At 65.7% G+C, this 24,263-nt stretch carries 23 protein-coding genes and 1 pseudogene; 17 read left to right on the top strand and 7 right to left on the bottom strand.

Annotated elements, in window-relative coordinates; translation table 11 throughout:
• The gene (locus LGH83_RS00755) at positions 1–267 is read left to right on the top strand and encodes a hypothetical protein (RefSeq protein ID WP_227400226.1); all 267 of its coding nucleotides are present in this window, start codon (positions 1–3) and stop codon (positions 265–267) included.
• 94 nt (positions 268–361) lie between these two features.
• On the opposite strand, the gene LGH83_RS00750 is transcribed toward LGH83_RS00755, so the two are convergent.
• Complete coding sequence (locus LGH83_RS00750) at positions 362–550, bottom strand: hypothetical protein (protein ID WP_227400225.1); 189 nt, start codon at positions 548–550, stop codon at positions 362–364.
• 142 nt (positions 551–692) lie between these two features.
• On the opposite strand from LGH83_RS00750, the gene LGH83_RS00745 reads away from it, so the two are divergent.
• Positions 693–1,190 (top strand): copper chaperone PCu(A)C, encoded by a 498-nt coding sequence (locus LGH83_RS00745; protein ID WP_227400224.1) that lies wholly within the window; start codon positions 693–695, stop codon positions 1,188–1,190.
• A gap of 7 nt (positions 1,191–1,197) precedes the next feature.
• Here LGH83_RS00745 and nhaA read toward each other — a convergent pair whose 3' ends face one another.
• Positions 1,198–2,403 carry a Na+/H+ antiporter NhaA gene (gene nhaA, locus LGH83_RS00740; protein ID WP_227400223.1) on the bottom strand — a complete coding sequence of 402 codons (1,206 nt, stop codon included), beginning with the start codon at positions 2,401–2,403 and terminating at the stop codon, positions 1,198–1,200.
• 103 nt (positions 2,404–2,506) lie between these two features.
• Here nhaA and LGH83_RS00735 point away from each other — a divergent pair.
• The 7 genes and pseudogenes from LGH83_RS00735 to LGH83_RS00705 all read left to right on the top strand — a co-directional run.
• Positions 2,507–3,484: pseudogene (locus tag LGH83_RS00735) on the top strand (acyltransferase family protein); the annotation flags it as partial.
• A gap of 274 nt (positions 3,485–3,758) precedes the next feature.
• A complete protein-coding gene (locus tag LGH83_RS00730) occupies positions 3,759–4,421 on the top strand; it encodes an SGNH hydrolase domain-containing protein (protein WP_227400222.1) in 663 nt (220 codons plus the stop codon).
• A gap of 143 nt (positions 4,422–4,564) precedes the next feature.
• Positions 4,565–5,440 (top strand): ImuA family protein, encoded by an 876-nt coding sequence (locus LGH83_RS00725; protein WP_227400221.1) that lies wholly within the window; start codon positions 4,565–4,567, stop codon positions 5,438–5,440.
• Positions 5,340–7,022 (top strand): Y-family DNA polymerase, encoded by a 1,683-nt coding sequence (locus tag LGH83_RS00720; protein ID WP_227400220.1) that lies wholly within the window; start codon positions 5,340–5,342, stop codon positions 7,020–7,022. Before LGH83_RS00725 ends, LGH83_RS00720 begins: the two co-directional genes overlap by 101 nt.
• 4 nt (positions 7,023–7,026) lie before the next feature.
• Positions 7,027–10,659, top strand: a complete 3,633-nt coding sequence (locus LGH83_RS00715; protein WP_227400219.1) for an error-prone DNA polymerase — start codon at positions 7,027–7,029, stop codon at positions 10,657–10,659.
• Between the two features lie 97 nt (positions 10,660–10,756).
• A complete protein-coding gene (locus LGH83_RS00710; protein WP_131115763.1) occupies positions 10,757–12,391 on the top strand; it encodes an ABC1 kinase family protein in 1,635 nt (544 codons plus the stop codon).
• A gap of 91 nt (positions 12,392–12,482) precedes the next feature.
• Positions 12,483–13,400: an MBL fold metallo-hydrolase gene (locus tag LGH83_RS00705; protein WP_413771082.1), complete on the top strand. Its 918-nt coding sequence runs from the start codon at positions 12,483–12,485 to the stop codon at positions 13,398–13,400.
• A 61-nt stretch (positions 13,401–13,461) separates the two neighbouring features.
• Here LGH83_RS00705 and LGH83_RS00700 read toward each other — a convergent pair whose 3' ends face one another.
• Both LGH83_RS00700 and LGH83_RS00695 read right to left on the bottom strand, forming a co-directional pair.
• Positions 13,462–14,241 carry a DUF1499 domain-containing protein gene (locus tag LGH83_RS00700; RefSeq protein WP_227400218.1) on the bottom strand — a complete coding sequence of 260 codons (780 nt, stop codon included), beginning with the start codon at positions 14,239–14,241 and terminating at the stop codon, positions 13,462–13,464.
• A 1-nt stretch (position 14,242) separates the two neighbouring features.
• Positions 14,243–14,971, bottom strand: a complete 729-nt coding sequence (locus LGH83_RS00695) for an HAD family hydrolase (RefSeq protein ID WP_227400217.1) — start codon at positions 14,969–14,971, stop codon at positions 14,243–14,245.
• Positions 14,972–15,108: 137 nt separating this feature from the next.
• On the opposite strand from LGH83_RS00695, the gene LGH83_RS00690 reads away from it, so the two are divergent.
• The 8 genes from LGH83_RS00690 to lpxK all read left to right on the top strand — a co-directional run bounded on the left by LGH83_RS00690 (position 15,109) and on the right by lpxK (position 21,802).
• Complete coding sequence (locus LGH83_RS00690; RefSeq protein WP_227400216.1) at positions 15,109–16,080, top strand: extensin family protein; 972 nt, start codon at positions 15,109–15,111, stop codon at positions 16,078–16,080.
• A 163-nt stretch (positions 16,081–16,243) separates the two neighbouring features.
• Positions 16,244–16,444 carry a hypothetical protein gene (locus LGH83_RS00685; protein WP_131115756.1) on the top strand — a complete coding sequence of 67 codons (201 nt, stop codon included), beginning with the start codon at positions 16,244–16,246 and terminating at the stop codon, positions 16,442–16,444.
• 84 nt (positions 16,445–16,528) lie between these two features.
• Positions 16,529–17,428: a metallophosphoesterase gene (locus tag LGH83_RS00680; RefSeq protein ID WP_227400215.1), complete on the top strand. Its 900-nt coding sequence runs from the start codon at positions 16,529–16,531 to the stop codon at positions 17,426–17,428.
• Between the two features lie 94 nt (positions 17,429–17,522).
• Positions 17,523–18,332 (top strand): inositol monophosphatase family protein, encoded by an 810-nt coding sequence (locus LGH83_RS00675; RefSeq protein ID WP_227400214.1) that lies wholly within the window; start codon positions 17,523–17,525, stop codon positions 18,330–18,332.
• 184 nt (positions 18,333–18,516) lie between these two features.
• On the top strand, positions 18,517–18,762 hold the full coding sequence (locus LGH83_RS00670; RefSeq protein ID WP_131115750.1) for a DUF4170 domain-containing protein: 246 nt from the start codon (positions 18,517–18,519) through the stop codon (positions 18,760–18,762).
• A gap of 24 nt (positions 18,763–18,786) precedes the next feature.
• Positions 18,787–19,521: a lysophospholipid acyltransferase family protein gene (locus tag LGH83_RS00665; RefSeq protein ID WP_227400213.1), complete on the top strand. Its 735-nt coding sequence runs from the start codon at positions 18,787–18,789 to the stop codon at positions 19,519–19,521.
• Complete coding sequence (locus LGH83_RS00660) at positions 19,518–20,813, top strand: 3-deoxy-D-manno-octulosonic acid transferase (RefSeq protein ID WP_227400212.1); 1,296 nt, start codon at positions 19,518–19,520, stop codon at positions 20,811–20,813. Before LGH83_RS00665 ends, LGH83_RS00660 begins: the two co-directional genes overlap by 4 nt.
• Complete coding sequence (gene lpxK, locus LGH83_RS00655) at positions 20,813–21,802, top strand: tetraacyldisaccharide 4'-kinase (RefSeq protein ID WP_227400211.1); 990 nt, start codon at positions 20,813–20,815, stop codon at positions 21,800–21,802. Before LGH83_RS00660 ends, lpxK begins: the two co-directional genes overlap by 1 nt.
• On the opposite strand, the gene LGH83_RS00650 is transcribed toward lpxK, so the two are convergent.
• From LGH83_RS00650 to LGH83_RS00640, 3 genes are all read right to left on the bottom strand, one after another.
• Positions 21,799–22,026: a DUF2093 domain-containing protein gene (locus LGH83_RS00650; protein ID WP_227400210.1), complete on the bottom strand. Its 228-nt coding sequence runs from the start codon at positions 22,024–22,026 to the stop codon at positions 21,799–21,801. The genes lpxK and LGH83_RS00650 overlap by 4 nt on opposite strands.
• A 116-nt stretch (positions 22,027–22,142) precedes the next feature.
• Positions 22,143–23,819 carry an exodeoxyribonuclease VII large subunit gene (gene xseA, locus LGH83_RS00645; protein WP_413771135.1) on the bottom strand — a complete coding sequence of 559 codons (1,677 nt, stop codon included), beginning with the start codon at positions 23,817–23,819 and terminating at the stop codon, positions 22,143–22,145.
• Between the two features lie 119 nt (positions 23,820–23,938).
• A complete protein-coding gene (locus LGH83_RS00640; protein WP_227400208.1) occupies positions 23,939–24,151 on the bottom strand; it encodes a hypothetical protein in 213 nt (70 codons plus the stop codon).
• Between the last annotated feature and the right edge of the window lie 112 nt (positions 24,152–24,263).

Raw genomic sequence — 24,263 nt, 5'->3', positions numbered from 1 at the left:
ATGGGCCGGGGTATGCCATCCGGCAGCCCCACCACCAAAGTCCCGACGGTCCCAACGCCATCGGCCAGCGATGTGACGCCTGAGGAGACGCAAGCCGATAGCCCCAATGCGGCGATGCTGCACAAGACGCTCGCCTTCACCGCCTTCACGATCACGTCCAGCGTTCCACCCTCGATTGAAAACGACACAAGCGCCGCGCTCGCCCATAAAAAAGCACCCGCGTCGCATCCGCTGGACGTCTATGGCGTGCAGCTTTGGCCGAAATAGGACTCTCATGGCGACGCGTCACCCGCATCAATGTGACGACGGTTCCTTAAGCCGCCGACCTTAACGGTTCGGAAAGCTCCGGCCGCCTTGGCCATCATGGCAAACGATCGGTGCAATCGCGACGCCCGGAATCGAGGCAATTCTGCATCGCATTATGCTGGACAATCGCCTGAAAGGCCCAATAGACGCCGCCGATCAAAATCACGACGAAGATCAGGGCTGCGACGGTCGAGCGGCGTCCGCCGCCGACATCGGAATTTTTTCGGTGATCATGCTCCGCCATAAAGTCTCCGCCTATAAAGCGCCGTATCTGCTTCATGCAGGGCAGCCGAGCCGCCGTCCTGACTATTTTTCGAGCCGCAGACCCATGCGACCGCTTAGCAGGAAACGCGCTGGATCGATCTGCCATGCAAGGAAGAATAGCCATGTCTCCATTTTGGGCGACCGTTATCGGATCAGCTCTCCTCGTGAACGGCGCGGCGGCCGCTAGCCTCGTCACGCCTCAATCCTCGCCAGCCCCATCGCCGTCGTCCGCCATTCTCATCTCTGCTTCGATGCAAACCCACGAGGTTTATCTCGTCGGCTATCTGCGGATAAGCCATCCGACAATCCTCATGGGCCAAGAGGACGGCACGACAGCCAGCGCTGTTTTCACCGTCGAGAATCGAGGCTCGACAGCGGATCGCCTCGTCGCTGCCACGATCGATGCGGTCGCCTTGTCGGACTTTGCGTTCGGACCCAATGGCGGCGCAGCGATGGAAATTCCAGCCGGCGCCCGGGTGGACCTGACGCCTCCCGCCATGCATCTACCGCTCGACGGCCCTCACGGCCCGTTGAAGGACGGCGACCGCCTGCATGGTTCGCTGCGCTTTGAACGCGCCGGCAGCATCCCCGTGGATTTCACGGTCCAGTCCGCGCCGTGATGCCGTATCACGTGAGGCGCTGCCCTCGCGAGGTCGTGGACACCGAACGTGGAGCCAACCGCAACACCAGGGCACCGGCGCAGGCCGACACGATCGAACCCAGCAAAACACCGATCTTCGTATCGGTCTGAAATTCCGGTGTCGCCGCGAAGGCGAGCAGCCCGATGAACAAGCTCATGGTGAACCCGATACCGCAGAGCAGCGCCACCCCGTAGATGTGTATCCAACCGGCCTTCGACGGGCGGCTGGCGATCCGGGTCGTCACCGCGATCCAGACGCTGCCCAGGACACCGACTTGCTTGCCGAGAAACAGGCCAAGCGCGACCCCGAGCGTCACCGGATTGGTCAGGCCCGCAATGGCGTCGGCACCGATCGATACGCCCGCATTGGCAAAGGCGAAGATCGGCAGGATCAGGAACGCCACCCACGGTGACAGGGCCTCTTCCAGGCGATGCAGGAGCGATGCGTCCGCATGTTCGCCCGTCTGTCCCGCCGCCTCGGCCGGGATCGTCAGCGCCAGCAACACACCCGCGATCGTCGCATGAACGCCGGAGCGCAAGACAAGCCACCAGAGCAACGCGCCGATCAGCAGGTAGGGCCACAAATGCCGGACGCCGAACCGATTGAGGCCGAACAGCGCCACGACGGCCACGGCGGCCGCGCCCAACATCGGCAACGACAAATCGGAGGTGTAGAACAGCGCGATGATCAAGACGGCCCCAAGGTCGTCCAACACCGCCAGGGCGGTCAGAAACACCTTGAGGGAGGCCGGAACGCGATCCCCCAGCAAGGCCAGCACCCCAAGCGCGAAGGCGATGTCGGTGGCGGCCGGAATGGCCCACCCGCGCAGAGTGGCGGGCTGCGCGAGATTGACACCGACGAAGACGAGAGCCGGCACGATCATGCCGCCGACCGCTCCGATACCGGGCAGCGCCCGGGCGCGCCAGGTTCTGAGTTGTCCGTGTAGAAACTCGCGCTTGATCTCGAGCCCGACCAGCAGGAAGAACACGGCCATCAAGCCATCGTTGATCCAATGCAGGATGCTGAGGCCGCCGGCATGAGCCTCCAGCGTACCGGTATAAAGGCTCGCCAGCGGCGAATTAGCGACCACAAGCGCCAAGGCCGCGCAGGCCATCAGCACGAGGCCGCCGCTGGCTTCGCTGTTCATGAAGGCGCGAAGCGCCGATCGCACCCGTCGAAGAGGCAAGGTCATGAAAAACGGTCTGCCAGCAATCCCATGCTGGTTCTAGTGGACAGTCGCGCTTTTGTCCGCCAGATGAGGCGGCCCTGCGGTTCATCAGCGTCGACGAGGTGAGATGCACGTCAAACCCGCGCCCGGCGCCGCGCGGTTCGCCCCGAATACCTCACCCCGCCCCTACCGGGCCGATATCGACGGGTTGCGGGCGATCGCCGTCATCGGCGTCATCCTGTTCCACTTCGGGTTCTGGCCCCCCGGCGGCTATACGGGCGTCGACCTCTTCTTCGTGATCTCCGGCTTTCTGATCGCCTCGATCCTCGACACCGAGACGACGCGAGGCACCTTTTCGATGGTGTCCTTTTACGAGCGTCGGGCCAGGCGCATCCTGCCGGCCTTCCTGCTGGTGCTGATCGTCTCGGCGCTCGCCAGCACGACCCTGCTGCCGAACGACCTCAAGTCGATCGGCCTCGGCTTCATCAATGCCGCGACCTTCACGTCGAATATCTACTTTTCGACCCTGGCGAATGATTATTTTGCGGCCGGTGGCCTCGCGGTGCAACCCACCTTGCACACATGGTCCCTGGCGCTCGAAGCCCAGTTCTACATCGTGTTTCCCTGGCTCTGGCTCGCCGGGCGTCGACACCCCGGATGGCGTCGGACGGGGTTCGTGATCCTCGCCGGCCTCTCGTTCGCGGCGAGCCTGTGGGGCGTCGCGCATCGACCGGAAAGCACCTTCTATCTGCTGCCGACCCGCCTCTGGGAGTTTCTGGCCGGGAGCGCCCTGGTGCTGATCCCTGCGATGTCGCGCCTCGGGCCGGTGGTCCGCGCCGCACAAGCCTGGCTCGGGCTCGGGTTGATCGCGGCCGGCTTCCTGCTGCTCTCCCCCGCCACACCGTTTCCCGGGGTCGCCGCGCTGCCGTCTTGCCTTGGAGCCGCGCTGCTGATCGCGGCCGGCAACGGACCTCACCAGCCGAGCGTGAACCGCCGTCTTGGCGCGGCCCCGCTGGCATTCGTCGGGCGGCTGTCCTACGCGCTTTATCTTTGGCATTGGCCGATCCTCGTACTGGCCGGTTACGGGCGCACGACCCCGCTGCCGTTCCCCGAACGACTTGGCCTGATCGCCCTGACGGTGCTGCTGTCGCTTCTATCGTGGTGGCTCGTCGAGCGCCCCATCATCGCGCGGCGCTGGCTCGCGGGACGACGAAGCTTGCTCGCGGCCTGTCTCGCTGGAGTGATCGGGGCTGCGGCGCTCGGCCGTGCTCAATCTGGTGGGGCAGGACAAGCTCGCACTGACCCGCCTGCCCGCGCCCGTCCTCACCCTGGCGAACGGACAGTTCGACACCGTCAAGGGCGAGTGCCGGCCGAGCGACATGCACGCCGACGTTTGTCGATGGGGTCGGCCCGGTGTCGAGCCGACCGTCGCGGTCTGGGGCAATTCCTTCGCGCGTATGTGGGTGCCGGCGCTCGGCCTCGCGGCCGACCCGCATCGGGTGGCGGGCGTCAGCCTGCTGCTCAGCCGTTGCCCGCCGCTTCTCGGCGTGAGCGTTCCGGATAGTCCCGGCTGCGCCGCCTTCAACAAGGAGGCGCTCGCCTTTATCGAGGCCCATCCCGCGCTCAAAACGGTGCTGATCGGCGGCAATTGGACCTCCTTCACGCACGATCTCCCGGCCCTCGGAGACACGATCGCGGCGCTCACCCAGCGCGGTCGACGGGTGGTCGTGATCCTGCCGCCGCCCGCAGCGCTCTATGACGTGCCGCGCAGCCTCGCGCTGGCGGCATTGCACCACGAGCCCGCGCCCCCCTTGCAGAGCGAGGCTGCGGCACGCGCCGCCCTGGCCGGGACAACCGCGATCCTATCCGATCTGCATAAGACGCAGACATTCGAGACGATCGATCCCTTTATGGCCCTCTGCGATGGCGACACCTGTGCGGTCGCGCGCGAGGGTCACGCGCTTTACGCCGATCAGGACCATGTGACGCGGTTCGGCTCGACGCTTTTCCCCAGCTTGTTCGATCCTCTCTTCGCGCCGTAGAGAGGCGGCCTCGCGATCGTCGAAAGCCCGGACTCTTTCGCTTGACTCCCACCCCGAACCCCGGAATCTATAAGAACAAATAGAGAACGAACTTGAGGCTTTGACCGATGTCGCCGAGCGGCAGAACGGAACACGTCACTTTTTTGCGTGCGGCCATCGCCAGAATCGAGGCGGGGGTTCCGGCTGCGGAGGTGCGCGCCATGCGGATCGGCACGGTGACGCCAGGCCCGTCGCCGCGGCGGCCCGGCGCGGCCCGGCGCGGCAAGCGGCTCGTTCCGCTCGGCTCCGAGGGGCTGGACGGCCTGCTTGGCGGTGGACTCAGGGCCGGCGCATTGCACGAAATCGTGCCCGAGACGGCGCGGGACGAAGCGGCCGCCTCGGGTTTCGCCCTGGCCATGGCGTCGCGCTGTCTCGCGGGGGGCGGCATGCTGATCTGGATCGTCGACGATCGCGCCGCCAGCGAGAGCGGCGATCCCTACCGGCCTGGGCTGCAAGCCCATGGCCTCGACCCGGACCGCATGATCGTGGTGCGGACCCATGGCGCCGACCAAACCCTTTGGGCGCTCGAGGAAGCGCTCCGGGCCGGAGCCTTCACGGTGCTGGCCGAACTCTGGGGCGGTCAACATTACGGGCTCGCCCCCTCCCGCCGCCTCGTTTTGGCGGCTCGGGCGCGCGGCGGAACCGGGCTGCTGCTGCATGCCGGACTTCCCGGCGCCGCCACCCTGTCGAGCGGCAGCGAAACGCGCTTCGCGGTCGCGGCGCATCCCAGCCCGCATCTCGCCTCGGCTGGGGGCCGCATGCCAATCCCTGGCCAAGCTGTCTTCGGGGTTCGGCTCGACAAGCTCCGCAACGCCGCGACCGACTTCGACACGAGCCGCATTCATCCCCTTGTCTGGACTCCCGAGCAGAGGTGCTTTCATGACCACGACCTATCTCTCGGTGTGGCTTTCTCATCTGCCGACCGATCGCCTGAAGCGGCTCGGCCCCGGCCTCAAGCGCAACGGCGGGCGAAGCGGTGACGCGCCGGCACAGCCCGGCCTCGTCACGCTCGCCAAGATCAAGGGCGCGCAACGGGTCGTTTCGGTCGATGCGGTCGCGGCCGCCCATGCGGTCAAGTCCGGCATGACGCTGGCGGATGCGCGGGCCATTCATCCTGGCTTGGCGGTCGCGGATGCCGATCCAAGAAGCGAGGCGGCGACGCTCGACGCCATCGGCGCATGGTGCGGCCGGTTCACCCCCCTGGTGGCGCTCGATGGAGCGGACGGTCTGGTGCTCGATATCGGCGGGGTCGCGCATCTCTTCGGCGGCCCGGAGGCGCTTGTCCGGCTGCTCGAAAGTGGTCTTGCGGCTCAAGGCTTCACGCCGCAGGCCGCCATTGCGGAAACGCCCGAGGCCGCCTGGGCTTTGGCGCGCTTCGGCACGGTCAAGATCGCGCCGGTCTCGACCGGCAAGGACTTCGCCAAACAGATGGCGGCCTTGCCGCTCGCGGCCCTCCGGCTCGAGCCAGCGACGATCCAGTCGCTCGCGCAAGCCGGTTTGCGCCGGGTCGGCGATCTTGTCTGGCGCCCCCGCGCGCCGCTCGCGGCCCGGTTCGGCAACAGGCTGTTCGAACGGCTCGACGCCGTGATGGGTCAACTGAAAAACCCCATCTCGCCCCGCTTCGACCCGCCCGCCTTCGTGGTCGAACAGGTGTTCGCCAGCCCGATCGCACAACGCGAGGCCATCGAGGGAACGCTGCTGGCCCTGTCGGGTCACCTCTGCGGCTTGCTCGAACGCCATCAGAAGGGCGCGCGCGGTCTGGTCGCCACCCTGTTCCGGGTCGATGGCGTGGTGAAGCGCATCTCTGTCGGTACCAGCCGCCCGCTCGATCAGCCCGACGCCATGGCACGGCTGTTTCGCGAGCGGATCGAGTCCGTGGGCGAGGATGGGCTGGACACCGGCTACGGGTTCGATCTCGTCCGCCTCGCGGTCCACGAGGCTGAGACGCTCCCGCTCCAGCAAACCGATCTCGTGCCCGAAGAAGAGGCCCTGCCTGACATTGAGGACCTCGGTGATCTCGTCGATCGGCTCGGGGCGCGGCTCGGCCTACGCCGGGTGACGCGGCTGCAGACCGAGGACCGGCATGGCCCCGAATTCGCCGTCATGGCTGTTCCGGCCGTGACCGTACCGATGATGCCTGCGGGCCTGGATCGCCCCTTCGCCAAGCCGACACGGCCCAATCCGGACCCGCTGAGCCGGCCGATCCGGCTGTTCGCCCGTCCCGAGCCGATCGAGACCATCGCGGGTATTCCGGACGGACCGCCGGTCCAGTTCAAATGGCGGCGCAACACCCATGAGGTGACCGCCATCGAAGGGCCGGAACGGATCGCGCCCGAGTGGTGGAAACACGATCGTAACGACCGCTTGGCGGAGACGCGCGACTATTTCCGAGCGGAAGACCGCCATGGCCGGCGCTTCTGGCTGTTCCGCGAAGGCCTGTTCGGGTCCGGCCAGCAGGCCTCGCACAAGGCCTCGAATGACGAACGAGCCTCCGATCACGCCCCTCTCTCGCCGGAACCGTCACGCCTGCCGCGCTGGTATGTTCACGGCCTCTTTGGTTAGCGCTATGCCCGTGCCCTCTCATCCCCGCTATGCGGAATTGGCCGTCACGACCAATTTCAGCTTTCTGCGCGGGGCATCGCACCCCGAGGAATTGGTGGCGCAGGCACATGCCTGCGGTCTGGCCGGGATCGGCATCGCGGATCGCAATTCCATGGCCGGCGTGGTGCGGGCCTATTCCTACGCCAAGCAGCGCATTCCGCTCGACGATGGGTTCCGGGTCGTGACTGGCGTCCGCCTGATCTTCGCCGACGGCACCCCGGACATTTTGGCCTATCCGACCGACCGGGCCGCCTATGGCCGTCTGACGAGGCTTTTGACGATCGGCAATTCGCGTGCGGAAAAAGGCTCTTGCGTGCTGTTCCTCGATGATCTCGTGAGCCACGCGACCGGCTTGCACGTGATCGTCATGGAAGCCTCCACGGCCGAGGCCGGTCCCGCCAAGCCACGCGTGTGGCCACAACTCGCTGACGATATCGCGGCCAGCGTGGTCCGGGACCAGATGCTCGATACCGAGGTGGTGCACGACAATGTCGTGGCTTTTCCGGGCATCGTCCTTTCGCAACCGCGTTCCGCCTCGGCCAGCGAAGCGGCACAGGATCGCCTCGCCGGCCCCGGCACGACGCCGACCAAACATGCGACGACAAACGAAGCCTCCGATCTCGCACCCCTTCTCCGCAGGCTCCAGGCATCAGGCGCGGCGGTCTGGTTAGGCGCCACTCTCACCTACGGCCCGGGCATGCGAGCACGGTTGGCCCAGCGGGCCAGGCTGGCGCGAACCACCAAAGTGCCGCTCCTCGCCACCAACGACGTGATGATGCATGTGGCCGAGCGGCGTCCCTTGGCCGACGTGCTGACCTGCATCCGCGAGAAGACGACCCTCGATGCGGCAGGCCGCCGGCTGCACGTCAATGCGGAGCGGCACATCAAGCCACCGGCCGAGATGCAGCGGCTGTTCTCCGAAGTTGCCGAGGCGATCGCGGAAACCGATCGCTTCCTCAGTGGGATCGGCTTTTCGCTGAGCCAGCTCGAATATGATTACCCGACCGAGTTGCGTGAGGGATTTGCGACTGAGCAGGAAGCCTTGGAGGCTTTCGCCAAAACCGGGGCGGTATGGCGCTACCCGGCCGGCGTGAGTGAAAAGATATGGAACGCCCTCAAGCACGAACTCGCCATCGTGGCCGAGCTCAATTACGCGGCTTATTTCCTGACCGTCCACGACATCGTCCGTCATGCTCGCTCGCTCGGCATCCTGTGTCAGGGGCGCGGCTCGGCCGCCAATTCGGCGCTCTGCTTTTGCCTCGGCATCACCGAGGTTGATCCGATGGTGCACGACCTTTTATTCGAGCGGTTCATTTCGTCCTCGCGCGACGAGCCACCCGACATCGACGTCGATTTCGAGCACGAGCGGCGCGAGGAGGTGATGCAATATATCTATACGCACTACGGTCGCCTCCATGCGGGGCTGACCGCCAGCGTCGTCACCTACCGGACCCGATCGGCCATCCGCGAAGTCGGCAAGGCCTTCGGATTGTCGGACGATACGGTGGCGGCCCTATCGGGAACCGTTTGGGGCTATTGGTCGAGCAGCGTCGATGGCGCGGAGGCGCGCCGCATCGGGCTCGAACCGTCGGAACCGCGGCTGGCGGCGGCGTTGCAACTGGCCGACGAACTCGCCGGCTTTCCGCGTCATCTGTCACAGCATACGGGCGGCTTCGTCATCACCCGCTCGCGGCTCGACGAGGTGGTGCCGATCGCCAATGCGTCGATGAAGGAGCGCTCCACCGTCGAGTGGGACAAGGACGACCTTGACGCCCTCCGCATCCTCAAGATCGATATTCTGGCGCTGGGCATGCTGACCTGCCTGAAGCGCGGGTTCGATCTGCTCGAGTCCCATTATGGTGTGAGCATCCCGACGATCGCGACCCTGCCGGCCGAAGAATCTTGCGTCTATGCCATGATCCAGCGTGCCGACACGATCGGCGTGTTCCAGATCGAGAGCCGGGCACAGATGTCGATGCTGCCTCGGCTCAAACCGGCGAGGCTTTACGATCTCGTGATCGAGGTCGCGATCGTGCGACCCGGTCCGATCCAGGGCGACATGGTGCACCCCTATTTGCGGCGGCGGCAGGGGCTCGAAAAAGTCGAATATTTCATGCCCGAGCTCGAAGCGGTGCTGAAAAACACGCTCGGGGTTCCGCTGTTTCAGGAACAGGCCATGAAGATCGCGATCGTGGCGGGAGGGTTCACGCCGTCCGAAGCCGACGAATTACGGCGTGCCATGGCGACCTTCAAGCGCGTCGGCACGATCGGAACGTTCCGCGACAAGATGGTGAACGGCATGATGGGACGTGGCTATCCGGAGGATTTCGCGCGCCGCTGCTTCGCCCAGATCGAGGGCTTCGGCACCTATGGGTTTCCCGAGAGCCATGCGGCGTCCTTCGCGCTGCTGGTTTATGCTTCGTGCTGGATCAAATGCCGCTACCCGGACGTGTTCGCCTGCGCGCTGCTCAATTCGCAGCCCATGGGGTTCTACGCCCCCGCCCAGATCGTCAGGGATGCGCGCGATCATGGTGTCGAAATCCGCGAGGCCGATATCAACGCTTCGACCTGGGATCATGGGTTGGAGCCCGGATCGCCCAGAAGCGTCGCCAAGATCCATCCGCGTCACGGCACGATGCGCGACGACATCCTGGGCGATCGGGCGTTGCGGCTCGGTTTTCGCCAGATCAAGGACCTGCGCCGCCCCGACATGGATCGGCTGGTGGCCTGTCGGGGCGAGGGATATGATTCGGTGCGTGACCTATGGCTGCGCGCCAAACTTTCGCTGTCGGCGCTCGAGAACCTCGCCGAAGCCGATGCGTTCCGCTCCCTCGGGCTCGATCGGCGTGATGCGCTCTGGGCGGTGCGCGGGCTCAACCGGGCGGGCGACAAGGATGACCTCCCGTTATTCGCGATCGAGGCTCCGGGTCCGGCCAGCGATGGCGCAGGCGAGGCCGAAGCGGCGCTGCCGCCGATGCGGCTCGGCGAACATGTGGTCGAGGATTACCGGCACATGTCGCTATCGCTCAAAGCCCATCCGGTGGCCTTCCTGCGACAGGATCTCGTCAGAAAACGCATTCTGCGTAGCGAGGAACTGGCGGGTCAGGCCCTCACGGGCCGGCGCGTCACGGCCGCCGGTCTGGTGCTGGTGCGGCAACGCCCCGGCTCGGCCCATGGCGTGATCTTCATGACGATCGAGGACGAAACGGGCGTCGCCAACATCATCGTGTGGCCGAAGGTGTTCGAGCGTTTCCGCTCCGCCGTCATCGCGGCGCGATTCGTGGCCATCACGGGCAAGCTGCAGAACGAGGCTGGCGTCATCCATATCGTGGCCGACACGATCGTCGATCTGACGCCGATGTTGGCCGCCTTGTCGGAACACGGCCCGGCTTTATCGGACCTCGCCCGCGCCGACGAGATCAAGCGCCCGCAGACTTTTTCGTCGCAGAAGCGTGACCACGGCGTCGAGCTTGGGCTGAAAATCGGTTTTCCGCTCGCGTCGAACAGCCGCAATCCGCCAAACGACCTTCAAACCGCCATTGTACCGGCCGAGAGGGAGGTCGCGAGAGTGATGCCCAAAGGCCGCAATTTCCACTAGCGGCACGACGACACCTAATTGCGCTCCCGGACGTTGCCCGTCGGGAGCGATGCGGGTATCGCATCTCTATACGGTTCGGGGTCGATGCGATGTCCATATGCTGAAAACAGCCTTCGTCGCAGCCCGAGACCGGCGCCGTCTTCAGGTGATCGCCGGCGTACTCATCGGTTACGGGTTCAGCAAGGTCGTCGACCGGCTTGGGCTCCACCACATCGCCCGATTCGCCTCACGTGCCACCCCCAAGGTGGATGTCACGCGCCTCTCCCGTCCGCAGCGGGTGCGATTAGCCATCGAGGCGTTGGGTCCCACCTTCATCAAATTTGGACAGATCCTCGCCAGCCGCCCCGACCTTCTGACCCCGCAATGGACGGAAGAGCTCGGCAAGCTGCACAGCCAGGTCTCGCCGGTGCCTTGGGAGCACATCCGCAGCCAGATCGAGGCCGACCTCGGCGGCGATCCGCATGAAATCTTCGCGGAATTCAATACGACGCCCATCGCCTCCGCATCGATCGCGCAGGTCTACCGTGCGCGCCTGCAGACCGGCGAGGATGTGGTCGTCAAAATTCTCCGGCCCGGCCTCCGCAAGATCATCGAAGCCGATCTGCGCCTGATGGCGCATGGCTCTCGTCTCGTCGAAAGCGAGTGGCCCGAGATGGCCCGCTACAAGCCGCAAGAGCAAATGCGGCACCTCGCGCATGGCATCAACGGCGAACTCGATCTCGCCAACGAAGGCCGCAACTGTGAGTTGCTGGCCTCGCTCTTCTCAGCCCGTGACGATGTGATGTTCCCAAAAATCTATTGGGAATGGACCTCCGAGCGCGTGCTCGTGCAGGAGTTCATGCACGGCATCTTCCTCAACGATTACGAGGGGCTGAACAACTCCGATCTCGACAAGACGATCCTGGCTCAGAAAGGCACCGACGCCTTTCTGCAGATGGCTCTGATCGAAGGCGTCTTCCACGCCGACCCGCATCCAGGCAACATCCTGGCTCTGCCGGGCAACAAGATCGCCTTCATCGACTTCGGCATCATCGGGCGTCTGTCGCAGCGCCGGCGCGACCAGCTCCTGGTGCTGATCGGCTCGATGCTGAAGAAAGACGCCGATGGCTTGATGGCGGTCCTCCTCGAATGGTCGGGCGTTACCGCCCCGGACCTCGCCAAGCTCGAAGCCTCGTCCCAAGCTTTCGTCATGCGTCACTCCGGGGCGGTTCTGAACCTTGGCTTGGTTTTGACCGATTTCATGACGATGGCACGCGAAAACGACCTTGCCATGCCGACCGATCTCGCCGTGCTGTTCAAGGGCCTCATCACGGCCGATGGCGTGATGCGGCAGCTCGACCCGAAATTCGATCTGTTCACGGCCGCCGGTCCCACGGTTCAGAAGACGATCGATGCGCGCTTCTCTTTCAGCGGTTTCAAGAAGAAGCTCGAATCCGTCGGCGCGGGGCTGTTCACCGCCGCCTCCGACCTGCCGAGCCTCGTCCACCTGATGCTGGTCCGCCTGAAACAGGGACGGATGACGGTCGAGATCGAGATCAAGGGGATGGACAAGCTGGTCCACGGGATCGAGCGGGCGGCGGCGCGCGTCGCGGTCGCGCTCGTGGTGGCGGCCTTCTCGATCACGCTTGCGCCGCGCCTGATCGATCTTGGCAAGCCGGCCGTCGCGACCGTCAGCGTCATCGTGTCGATCATCGGGCTCGGCTGGCTGGTGCTGCTCAGCCGCAAGAAGTAACGCAAAACCTTCGATCGTGTCGGGTTTGACCTTGCTGCGCCAGCAACCGGAAGCCATGTCGAGGGAGATGAGACAGTTCCCGAGGCGTTCCGTGTCGACCCAAGACGATGATGTTCCGCTCGATCAAACGATGAACGCGCGTCCGGACGAATTGCAAGCCGTGTCGCCGCTGATCCGGCGCATCGTCGCCGATAATGGTGGACCCTATACGTTCACCGGCACCTGTACCTATGTGGTCGGGCATGGGTCGGTCGCCGTCATCGACCCCGGCCCGGATGACCCGCGCCATCGCGATGCCCTGCTGACCGGTCTCTCGGGTGAAACGATCGCCCATATTCTTGTGACTCACACGCATCGGGACCATGCCCCCGGCGCGGCAGCGCTGGCGGCCGTGACGGGAGCCGAGATCGTCGGCTGCGCCTCCTATCGCCCGGCGTCGCTCGACTTTGGCGACATGGATGCGGGAGACAAAGCGCATGACCTCGCTTACCGGCCCGATCGGGTGCTGCAAGACGGCCACCGCGTCGCGGGCGTCGGTTACGATCTCTTCGCGGTCGCGACACCCGGCCACGCCACCAATCATCTCGCCTTTGCGCTCCCACAGGAGGAAGCGTTGTTTTCTGGCGATCACGTCATGGCGTGGTCGACGACGGTCGTGGCGCCACCGGATGGCTCGATGCGAGCCTATATGTCATCGCTCGACAAACTACGGGCGCGCGCCGATGCGGTCTACTGGCCCGGCCATGGCGGCCCAGTGCTGAACCCGCAGCGCTTCGTCCGCGGCCTCATTCATCATCGCCGCCACCGCGAGACCGCCATCCTGCAGCGGCTGAAGGCAGGCGATCATCGCATCGACACACTGGTCGAGCGGCTCTATGCCGGGCTCGCTCCGGCCCTCAAAGGAGCCGCTGCGATGTCGGTTCTGGCACATCTGCAGGACATGGCCGAGCGCGGCCTTGTGATGGCGACCGGAGCGCCCCCGCTCAAGGCCAGCTACGTTCCGGTCTAAGTCAAGCCCTCGGGCATCTGCTGTCGGGGCAGCCCCGGGCCCCACAAGTGGGAAGCGACCATCATTGTTCGTCGACCGCCGCCTGCAAAGCGTTCGAGAATTCGACGATACGAAACGCGTTGCTGCCGAGATCGGTCCATGGCGCTCGCGAGGCGGAGCGAATGTCGACGCGCGACTGGCTTGCCGACACGCCGGTAATCCGGATCGTGACATCATCCGCAAATCCCATCACGAGGCTCCGGGCCACGGCATCGATCCGCCCCTGGGGAAGACGCGCGGTCGGCGGCTGCTGATCGACGATGGCCCAGCGCCGTGCGCCGATCAGCGATACGATCATCGTATAAACCTCGACGGGCGGAAGATCGATCGTCACCGGCTTCACGTCGGGATAGGCCGCTGATTGCAGGCGGGTCGCCGCCTCGGGCGGTTGCTCATGGGTCGCCCCGCGCCGCGCCGTCACCGCCTTGGCCGAGGTCGCGAACACCAGCGGCTTGGTCGCATCGGTCGTAATGTCGTGAAGATCCGGCATGGGCATGGCCTTGATGGCGAGCCACGTCGGATAGGCCAGCAGCAGGATCGCCAGGGCTGTCCCGCCGAGCGCCGGGCCTATCCCGGGCCGACCGGTGCGCCAGACCACGACCAATGCCCTGAGAGCGAAGATCGGCGCCGCGAGCCCGAACACCATCGCGGTCGCGAGAACCGCCAAGGCCTCGGCTGGATCGAACACGCCGGCCCGCGACGCCACGATCGCGATCCCGGTCAAGACCAAGCCGAAAACGGCGCAGCGTCGGCTCCACACGGCCGCGCGGGACACAGGTTCCGGAACGACGATACGGCGCATGTCAGGCCAGGCGATCCAGCAGCGCCGGCAGATCGGCGATGCTGGCCAGCACATGATCGGCGTCGGGAGCCAGCACGTCGCGGCCCATCGGGCCACTCAGCACCGCGATCGCGATCGCACCAGCGGCACGCGCCGCATGGAGATCGTGGGGGGTGTCCCCGACCAACGCGACGCGATTGGGCGTAACGCCGATCTGGCGCGCGAAGGCCAGCACCATGCCGGGTTCCGGCTTGCCGCCATGTCCGGAATCATAGCCGGCGACGAAATCCATATGAGCATCGAGCCCGAGTGCCCTCAGATGGTCGCGTGCGTTGGCCTCCGCATCATTCGTCGCGAGCCCGAGCCGCAGACCTCGCCCGCGCAGCGCGTCGAGCACGGCGACCGGATCGCCGATCGGCATCAGAGACCGCAGGGTCTCTGCCGCGAAACGCTCGTTCAGGTCGTGCACGAGTGTCGGGTCACCCAATCGGCCAAGCGGACCACCCCACGCCGCCAGGATGTCTGTGGTTGTGCCGGCGATCATCATGGAGGTTGGACGAAACCGGCGGTCATCGATGGAAAAATGCATGGCCTCGGACAGGGCCGTCACGGTTGCCGTGTCGCCGCCGCAGAGATCGTGCATCACCGCGAAGGCAGCACGGCCCCATGTCTGGTCAAAGTCGATCAGGGTCCCGTCCTTGTCGAACAGGATGCCGGCCAAGGGCCCGTGTGATGGCGTCTCTGCAGACATCGGTTGAACCGCTCCTCTAAATCCGCGACGCTGACGGCGGGCCGAGCCGATTCCCGACACAGGCCCTCACCCGAGGGTCTAACCCCGATCAGCCGTTGTCGTCGATCCGCTTCGGCACGAAAGCGAAACCGCACGCGATGAGTAGCCCACCCTCGAGACGCGATGTTCCGGCCCGCGCGCGCCGTGCGGGCGGTGCCGAAAGGGCCTTGATGGTCACTGGTTTGGCGCTCGTGATCCTCTCGTTGGGGCCCCGCATCGAGCCTGCATCCGCCGATGTTCCGCTGCCTCCGGTCCGGCCCACGCGCGCCGAGCCGCAATCGCGCCCGCCGGTCCCTCAGCCTGAAGCGCAGCCTCCGCTTCCGCCTCAGCGGCCTAGCGGCCCAGAGGTGCCCGCGTCGAAATCCCCGGCTGCGGCCTCGCTTGGCCCGTCCTTGCCTGGGATGCCGACCCTTGCGCCGGTTCTACCACAGGGCACCGGCGCCGCCCGACCGAGCGGCGATGCCGCAGCGCCGGAGGAGCCGGCAAAGCTCGACATCGCGGCCGAGGAACTGGTCTGCGCGGCCCTCTTTTCGAGCGGCAAGGTCGTGGCCCGCGCCAGCGAGCCCGTATCCGGCCCGGGGGGATGCGGCATGGCGGCGCCGATCGAACTCTCGGCCGTCCTCGTGTCGCCGGGTGTCCGGGTCGCCTTCGAGCCGCCTGTCGCGATCAATTGCGCGCTCGGAGCCGTGGTGGCCGATTGGGTGCGGGACGATCTCGTGCCGACCTTCGAGAAAGCGGGGAAACCTCTGCGCGCTTTATCGAGCACGTCGGGTTACGCGTGCCGGGGTCGCAACCATGTCTCGGGGGCCAAGCTGAGCGAGCACGGACGCGGCGACGCGATGGATGTCGGCGGGTTCAAGGTTGCGGATGGCAGCATGATCGGGGTGAAGCAGAGCGGCACGCCCGTGCTGGCGGACGTCAAGCAAACAGCCTGCCTCCGCTTCCGGACGGTGCTGGGCCCCGGGTCGGACGGCTATCACGAAAGCCACATGCATGTGGACCTCGCCAGCCGCCGCCACGATTATCGGATCTGTCACTGGGATCTGCCGGACATGACCGTGACGCATTGACGTTTCCGGTCGAAATCAACAATCCCAAGCGCGCGATGCCCCGTCCTGGAACGTGGGATCGCAAGGGTCCTTCAGCTTTTATTAGAAATGCCGCTTCAAGTTTGACTCAACATTCACCAGTCCGGACGGTCCTGCTGGTGTCAGCGCGTTGAGGCACAACATCATGAACGAGTCCCAGCAAAATCCAGCCCAAGGCCCGAAGGGCGAAGATGCACGCGACCTGCAAACCCGCCTGTATCGTGAGATCGGCATCTCGGCCGTGGCAGCGGCTCTCCGCTTCACTACGCAGACAGAGCCCGGCCAGCATCGCTCGACCCAGCGGCCTCGCGCCTCAATCCTCCGGGAAGACCATCGCGCCGCCTGAACCACAGCCCGCGTTACGACGTCACACGCCGTATGACGGCGTGGCGGTCGCGACAAAGCCCTGGTTTCGATCTATATCACCGCGATGATCAATCGACGGCAACTGCTGATCGGAGCCGGAACCCTTGGGCTCGCTCCGTTCGGACTGGCGAGTTACGCGGTGGCGGTCGAGCCGATGCTCAGCCCGCGCGTCACCTCCTATGCCTTGACCCCGCCGGGTTGGCCTCAAAACCTGCGTCTTCGCATTGGCGTCATCGCCGATATCCATGCTTGCGAGCCTTGGATGTCGGCCGAGCGGATCCATGGCATTGCGATGTCGGTCAATGCCCTGTCGCCCGATCTGATCGTGCTTCTGGGCGACTTCAACGCCGGCCATCGCTTGGTGAGCGGACCTGTGTTTCCGGGCCAATGGGGCGATGCGCTTTCGGTGCTGCGTGCGCCGCTTGGCGTCCATGCGATCCTTGGCAATCACGATTGGTGGCATGGCCCCGTGCCGGGTATGCCGGGCGGTGCCGAAGAGGTGCGCCGCGCCCTGCGTCAGGTCGACATCAACTTGCTCGAAAACAACGCAGTCTCGCTTCGTCACGAGGGGCAATCGTTCTGGCTGGCGGGTCTCGCCGACCAAATGGCCCATATGATCGGCCGGTATGATAGCCGCGGCGCAGATGATCTCGGAGGCACCCTCCGGTCGATCGGAGACGACGATCCCGTCCTGCTCCTGATGCACGAGCCCTTTCTGTTCCCGCGCGTGCCCAATCGGGTGTCCCTGACGCTTTGCGGCCACACGCATGGGGGCCAAATCAATGTTCCGTTGATCGGGACGCCATTCGCGCCCTCTCGACGCTATGTTTATGGCCACATCGTCGAGGGCGGACGGCACATGATCATCTCGGGCGGTCTTGGGGAGTCGGGGGCGCCGATCCGGTTTCGCGTTCCCCCGGAAATCCTCCAAATCGATCTCGGCGCGCCTCTCGTGTCGAGCTGATCGACGAGGCCGGTCGACCGGGCCTTGCCTTGCGGGTGAGGGTTCGGTAGAGCCGGCATCGGCGGTCGCCCCTTCTCTTTCGTACCGGCTCCCCTTGGCTCACGTTTCCACGAGCGACCTCGACGGCACTCTGACGCTGTTCCGCGATGCAGCCATCGGGGCATCCGAGATCGCATGTCGCTACTTCCGCCCAGGTGCGCGGACCTCCGCGCGGATCGACTACAAAGACGGCGGGTCCCCCGTGACCGAAGCCGATTTCGCCGTCGACGCCTATCTGCGTGAGCGTTTGACCGAGGCGATGCCCGGAGCCGCCTGGATGTCGGAGGAAACGGTCGATTCGGCCGAGCGCCTCGAACGCGACCATGTTCTGATCGTTGATCCGATCGACGGCACGCGGGGTTTTGCGGCCGGCGATGCGCGCTGGGCCGTGTCGATCGCCCTCGTGACGAAGGGCCGACCCACGGTCGGCATCGTGCACGCGCCAATCCTCGACCAGAGCTTTACGGCGATCCTCGGACGCGGCGCAGCCTGCAACGGCGTTGCGATCCATCCCTCGAGCCGACTGAGTCTCGATGGCGCCTGTATCGCTGTTCCGGGCGATCTTGCGAATCATCTGCCGCAGCCACTCGCCTTTCGCGTTTCGCCGAAAATTCCCTCGTTGGCTTGTCGGTTCGCGCATGTTGCGGCGGGGTTTCTCGATGGCTGCATCGCCGGCGCCAATGCCCATGATTGGGATATTGCGGCTGCTGATCTCATCCTCATCGAAGCGGGCGCGCAGCTGACTGACCGGCACGGCCAGGGTCCTGTTTATAATCGGCGCTCGCCGCGCCATCCCATGCTGATCTGTGCCGCGCCCCTGTTACAGCAGGCGCTGATCCGCCTGCTGCAGCGGCCGGAAGACTGACGGCGGCCTCAGCATCGGCATCGCGTGATGCACGCAAAGCCTTTGCCGTCACAGGCGCGGAGCGCTATGGCTGAACTTCACCGGCTGAATCAAGAAAAGCCCAACCGGGCCGGCCCCGCGCCGGTAACCGGAGCAGCTCGGATCGACGATCGCGCGATCGTGGGTCCGACATACGGAGACTCCCATGTCCACGTCCAACTCCCCGCAGCTTCTGCACCTTGTCTTCGGAGGCGAATTGACGAGCCTCGACGGCACAGAATTTCGTGACCCGACCAAGATCGACATCGTCGGCATCTTCCCGAATTTCGCGAGCGCCCAGGTGGCATGGCGGTCGCGCGCTCAATCCAGCGTCGATAATGCGATGGTGCGCTACTTCATCGTCCACCTGCATCGCTTTCTCGACCCGGCAACGGCTCAATCGCGTGGCTGACAATCCGTCAGGCGATGCTGGTTCATGCTGAAGAAGCTTGGACGGACGCGACCGGTTCAGGAAACCGCCGGCTTTCTGGCGAGCGTCTATCTGCGGCTTGTGAAGGCGACGAACCGCTTCGTGCAGGATCCACCGGACTTTCTCGACGCGATTGGCCCGGATCTGCCGGTGATCGCTGCGATGTGGCATGGCCAGCATCTGATGATTCATTATGCCTGGCCAAAGGGCGCGCGGGTGTCGGCGCTGATTTCGCGCCACCGCGACGGGGAGATCAATGCCGTCATCCTGCGCCGCTTCGGTGTGCGGGCGATCCGTGGGTCGGGCGGTGAAGCCTCAAAATCTCGTCGGCGCGGCGGCGGTGCGGCGTTGTTGAGCATGACGCGCGCCTTGCGCGAGGGACAGACCATCGTGATGACCGCCGACGTGCCGAAAGTGGCACGTCAAGCCGGGCTCGGCATCGTCGCGCTCGCCCGTCTCTCGGGACGGCCGATCTACCCGATCGCCGTAGTGACGAGCCGACGCTACGATTTCAAATCATGGGATCGGGCCAGCCTCGGCAAACCCTTCGGCAACGGCGCCATGGTGCTCGGCGACCCCATTCGGGTCGACCGAGACGCGGATGCTGACGCGCTCGAACGCGCGCGTCGAGCCGTCGAGGACGGGTTGAACGCAGTTCATGCGCGCGCCTATGCTCTGGTCGGCAGTCGCGACCCGGGGCAGGCTCTCGCGGATATGCGGCGCGCCGGCACCGCCCAGTGAACGACCGTCGTAGTCTTCTTCTTCTGCTCTACCGTGGTGGCAGCCGCTTGCTCGGACCGGCAGCCGGCTCGTTTCTGCGACGGCGGGAGCGTCGCGGCAAGGAAAGCCTGAGCCGCCTCGGGGAGCGCATGGGGTTGGCCGGAGAGGCCCGTCCCGAGGGTCCCATCGCCTGGCTTCACGGCGCAAGTGTCGGAGAAGGGCTGGCGCTCCTGCCCTTGATCGAACGGCTCACGACGCGGGGCTTCGCCGTTCTGGTCACGACCGGAACCGTCTCGTCCGCCGCCATCCTCGGGCAGCGGCTTCCACCCGGTGCCATCCACCAATTCCTGCCGCTCGACATTCCGCGCTTCGTCAGCCGCTTTCTCGATCATTGGCGGCCGGATCTCGCGATGCTGGCCGAGTCCGAACTCTGGCCCAATCTCATCGTCGAGCTCTCCAAGCGGGATGTGCCGCTGCTTCTCGTCAACGCGCGCCTTTCGGCCCGCTCATTCGCACGCTGGCGGCGTTTTCCCCGCTTCATCAGAGCGGTGCTCGATCGGACGACGCTCTGCGTCGCACAAACCAAAGAGGATGCGGACCGTTTCAAGGCGCTCGGCGCCCCGGCCGTGACGGTGGGCGGCAACCTGAAATTCGACGTGCCGCCGCCCCCGGCCGACCGCGATCGCGTCAGCGATCTCGCCGGTCTGATCGGATCGCGACCGGTGTGGCTCGCCGCCTCGACCCATGTGGACGAGGAAGCCATCATGCTTGATGTCCATCGGCGTCTGCTTCGCCGTTTCCCGGATGTTCTGACGATCGTGGTGCCACGTCAGACCGAGCGTGGCGGCGCGATCGCCGAGGCGGCCGCGAGCCTTGGCCTTCGCGCCACGCTGCGCTCACGGAGCCAGACGCTGGATCACCAGACGCATGTGTACGTCGCCGACACGATGGGCGAGCTCGGTCTGTTCTACCGACTGACCGGCGTCGTCTTTGTCGGCAAATCGCTCGCGGGGGGCGGCGGCCAAAATCCGATCGAGCCGGCCAAGCTCGGCAGCGCGATCCTGCATGGGCCGCTGGTGGCGAATTTCGCCGAGGTCTACCGCACACTCGATGCGGCAGAGGGCGCCGCCACCATGGCCGACGGCAAAGCCTTGGCCGATACGTTGACGGCCCTGCTGTCGGACGGGGTGAAGTTGCGCCGCATGGCGCGCGCCGCCGCCGATGCGGTCGAGCGCCATTGCGGCGCGACGGATCGAACCATGCGGGCGATCGAGCCTTTCGCCAAACGCGTGTTCGCGCGCCAGGGACTCTGATGCGGGCGCCGACCTTCTGGTGGCAGCCGACCGCCTCGGTCGCGGCCACGTTGCTGCGGCCAGCGGGCGCGATCTATGGCGGGCTCACGGCACACCGCATGGCACGTCCGGGCTGGCGCGCGCCGGTTCCGGTGATCTGCATCGGCAATCTGGTGGCAGGCGGCGCCGGCAAGACGCCGACCGCCATCGCGATCGCGCGATTGCTGATCGACATGGGCCATCGCCCCGCCTTTCTGTCGCGCGGCTATGGCCGACGGAACCCCAAGCGCGACCCCTTCGTGGTCGACCCCGACCACCATGTGGCTGAGGACTGCGGCGACGAACCCCTGCTGTTGGCACGCGTCGCGCCGACGATTGTCGCGGCCGACCGACCGGCTGCGGCCCGTCTCGCAATCGAGGCCGGAGCGAACGTCCTGGTGCTGGACGACGGCCTTCAAAATCCGGCGCTCGTCAAAGATGTCTCGATCGCGGTGGTGGACGGCGGGTCGGGCATCGGCAACGGATTATGCCTCCCGGCCGGTCCCTTGAGGGCGCCGATCAAGCGTCAATGGCCGTTCGTTTCAATGCTCTGCGTGATCGGCGGCGGTCAGCCTGGCGAAGCCGTCGCGGGCGAAGCCGAGCGCGCCGGAATACCCGTCACGACCGGACGGCTCGATCCGGATAGAAAGACCGTCGCGATGGTCCGTCACCGCCGCTTGCTGGCCTTCGCGGGAATCGGACGGCCCGAAAAGTTTTTTGCGACCCTCGATGCCTTAGGGCTCACAGTGGCCGATCGTCTGAGTTTTCCCGATCATCACGTCTATGGTCGCGGCGACCTCGCGCGGCTAACGCAGGCTGCGGAACAGACCGACGCGACGCTGATCACTACCGAGAAAGATCGGGTGCGGCTTCCGCCGCGGTTCGAGACCTTGACGCTACCGGTACGGCTCGCCTTTGACGAGACGGCCGCGATCCTGGCCAGCCTTGCGGAGGCGTTCAGCCGAGGTTAGTCGGCGATTTTGTCCCTCAGGCCCAAGCGGACCAACTTGGCATCGGGACTCGAATAGGCTTCCTGCAAGGCGACGTTCCAATAGCGCAATTCCTCGAGCGGGATCGGCTCCTGCGTGACGGCGCAGCGCACGAAAGAGCCGGGCCTGACGACGCGGAAATCACCATCGAGATACTGCACTTCGGCCTCGACGGCAGCGGCGGGACGGCGCTCGAAACGGTTCATCTTGTCAGCATCCAGAGAAGCCGAGCCCAGGGGCCGGTCGAATAAGGTATGGGGTCTGCGCGAGATATAAGCCGTGCCCGGCCGCGAGCCAACAGGCCCGTGCCGTCGTCGGACGATTAGAAAAGCGAACCCTGCTTGGTCGACAGCGGCGTCCGTGGCAACTTGGTCGTGGCTTTGGGAACCGACGTCGCGGACGATTTTGGTCCCGCCTTCGTCCTCCGCGCGCTTGACGACGGAACTGCGGGATCTGCGGCCGCTTCAACGACGTCCGTGTCGATCACCTGAGCGCGAGCTTGCCCATCGGCGAATTCGAGCAGGATGAGGTCTGTCGGGGCGAGAGCCGAGGCTGAGCGCATGGTCTGCCCCGCTGCATCGCGCACCAACACGAACCCGCGGGCCAGCACACTGCGGTAGCCCAGCCCGGTCAGCAACTGGCTGACCGAAGCGAGCCTCGCGGTGCGGCGCTGAGAGGCGGCCACCATGGCGAGACGCATGCGCGCGTCGAGACCCGAGACACGGGTCTGCCGGGCGCTGGCCACTTCACGGGCGAGCCGCAGCCGTGCCGCAAAAGCGGCCGCGAGACGGTCGCCGGCCGTTTTCAATCGACGCTGGCGATCCCCGAGCAAGCCGGCCTCGGCCCGCATCATGCGATGCGCTAACGCATCAAGGTGCTGCGCCACGCGCGCCACCCGGGCCCGAGGCGCTTGCGCGGCGAGCCGGCCACCGATGCGAACCAGCAGAATGCGGCGGCGATCTGTCCCGGCCCGGAGGCCACCCGGTAGCCGCGATGCCGCAAGATCGAGCCGTTGCCGGGGCCCGGCCAGCAGATCACCCCCCGATGGCAGCAGGCGGGACAGCCCGTGCAGCGAGAGACGCCGATCCTCGAGCAGTCGCAACATAGCGGCGGTCTGCCGCCCTTCCAGCCGGTCGATCGCGCCCATCAGGTCGAGCAGCACCGGAACGGCGAGTTCGGCTGCCCCGGTGGGTGTCGGCGCGCGCAGGTCGGCCACGTGGTCGATCAACGTCCAATCGGTCTCGTGACCGACCGCCGAAATGATCGGGATCGTGCTGGCCGCGACCGCGCGGACGATCGCCTCGTCGTTGAAGCTCCAGAGATCCTCCAGCGATCCCCCGCCCCGTGCCACGATGATGACATGCGGGGCCGGGATGCCGGCGACCCTCAGATCGTTGAAGCCCGCAACCGCCCGCGCGACCTCTGCGGCGCTTGTGTCGCCTTGGACGCGGACCGGCCACACCACGACATGACGGGGAAACCGCCCGGCGATGCGATGCAGGATGTCGCGGATGACCGCCCCGGTCGGCGAGGTGATGACGCCGATCACGCCCGGCAGGAACGGAATGGGTCGCTTACGGGCGGCATCGAAAAGGCCCTCGGCGGCGAAACGCCGACGTCGTTCTTCCACGGCCGCCATCAGGGCGCCGACGCCGGCCGGCTCCAAACTCTCGATGATGATCTGATAGGCGGATTTGCCGGGGAAAGTCGTGATCTTGCCCGAGGCGATGACCTCCAGCCCTTCCTCGGGCTTGATCTTCATCCGGGCGAACGACGTCTTCCAGATCACCGCATCGATGCGGGCAGCATCGTCTTTCAGCGAAAAATAGGCATGGCCGGAGGAATGCGGGCCGCGGTAGTTCGAGATTTCACCGCGCACCCGCACGTAACCGAATCGATCTTCCACGGTTCGCTTCAGCGCGCCTGCGAGCGCGCTCACCGTCATCTCCTGGTCGTTCGGGTTCGCGGTGGCGCGCACCACGCCGTCGTCGTCGACCATCGGCAGGCCGGGTGCGGCCGCAAGGGCTCCGGAAGGGCGACGGGAGGATTTCGGCTTCAGCATCGCCTTGTTTTATCGCGACCGCGCGGCGCTGTCTTCCAGGGCTTTGCGGCTCGGGGCTATTCTCCCGGTTGGATTGCCTCGCCGAACAGCTCCATGCGTTTCGCCAGCGCCGCTAGACGGGCCAGAACGACGGAGAGGAAGCAGAGGATGAGTCCGCCGACCAGACAGGTGATTTCCACCGCCAATTGAACCTCGGTCGGCGAGCGGCCGGTGCTCCACAGCCCGAGTAAGACGATCATGATGCCACAGACTGCTGCCATGATGGTCATTGCTGGTGATACTCCTGCCGGGGACGCTGATCGCGGTGTGGGAAACATCACGACGTGATGGCGGTTCTTTGGCGTTCGATGTAGGTCCTATCGCATCGCAACACTGCTGGTC

Origin of the sequence: Lichenihabitans sp. PAMC28606, assembly GCF_020616535.1 — a bacterium.
In the GTDB taxonomy this organism is placed as follows: domain Bacteria; phylum Pseudomonadota; class Alphaproteobacteria; order Rhizobiales; family Beijerinckiaceae; genus Lichenihabitans; species Lichenihabitans psoromatis.
The sequence above is the reverse complement of the archived record's forward strand: the minus strand, read 5'-3'. Positions and strand labels throughout refer to the sequence as shown.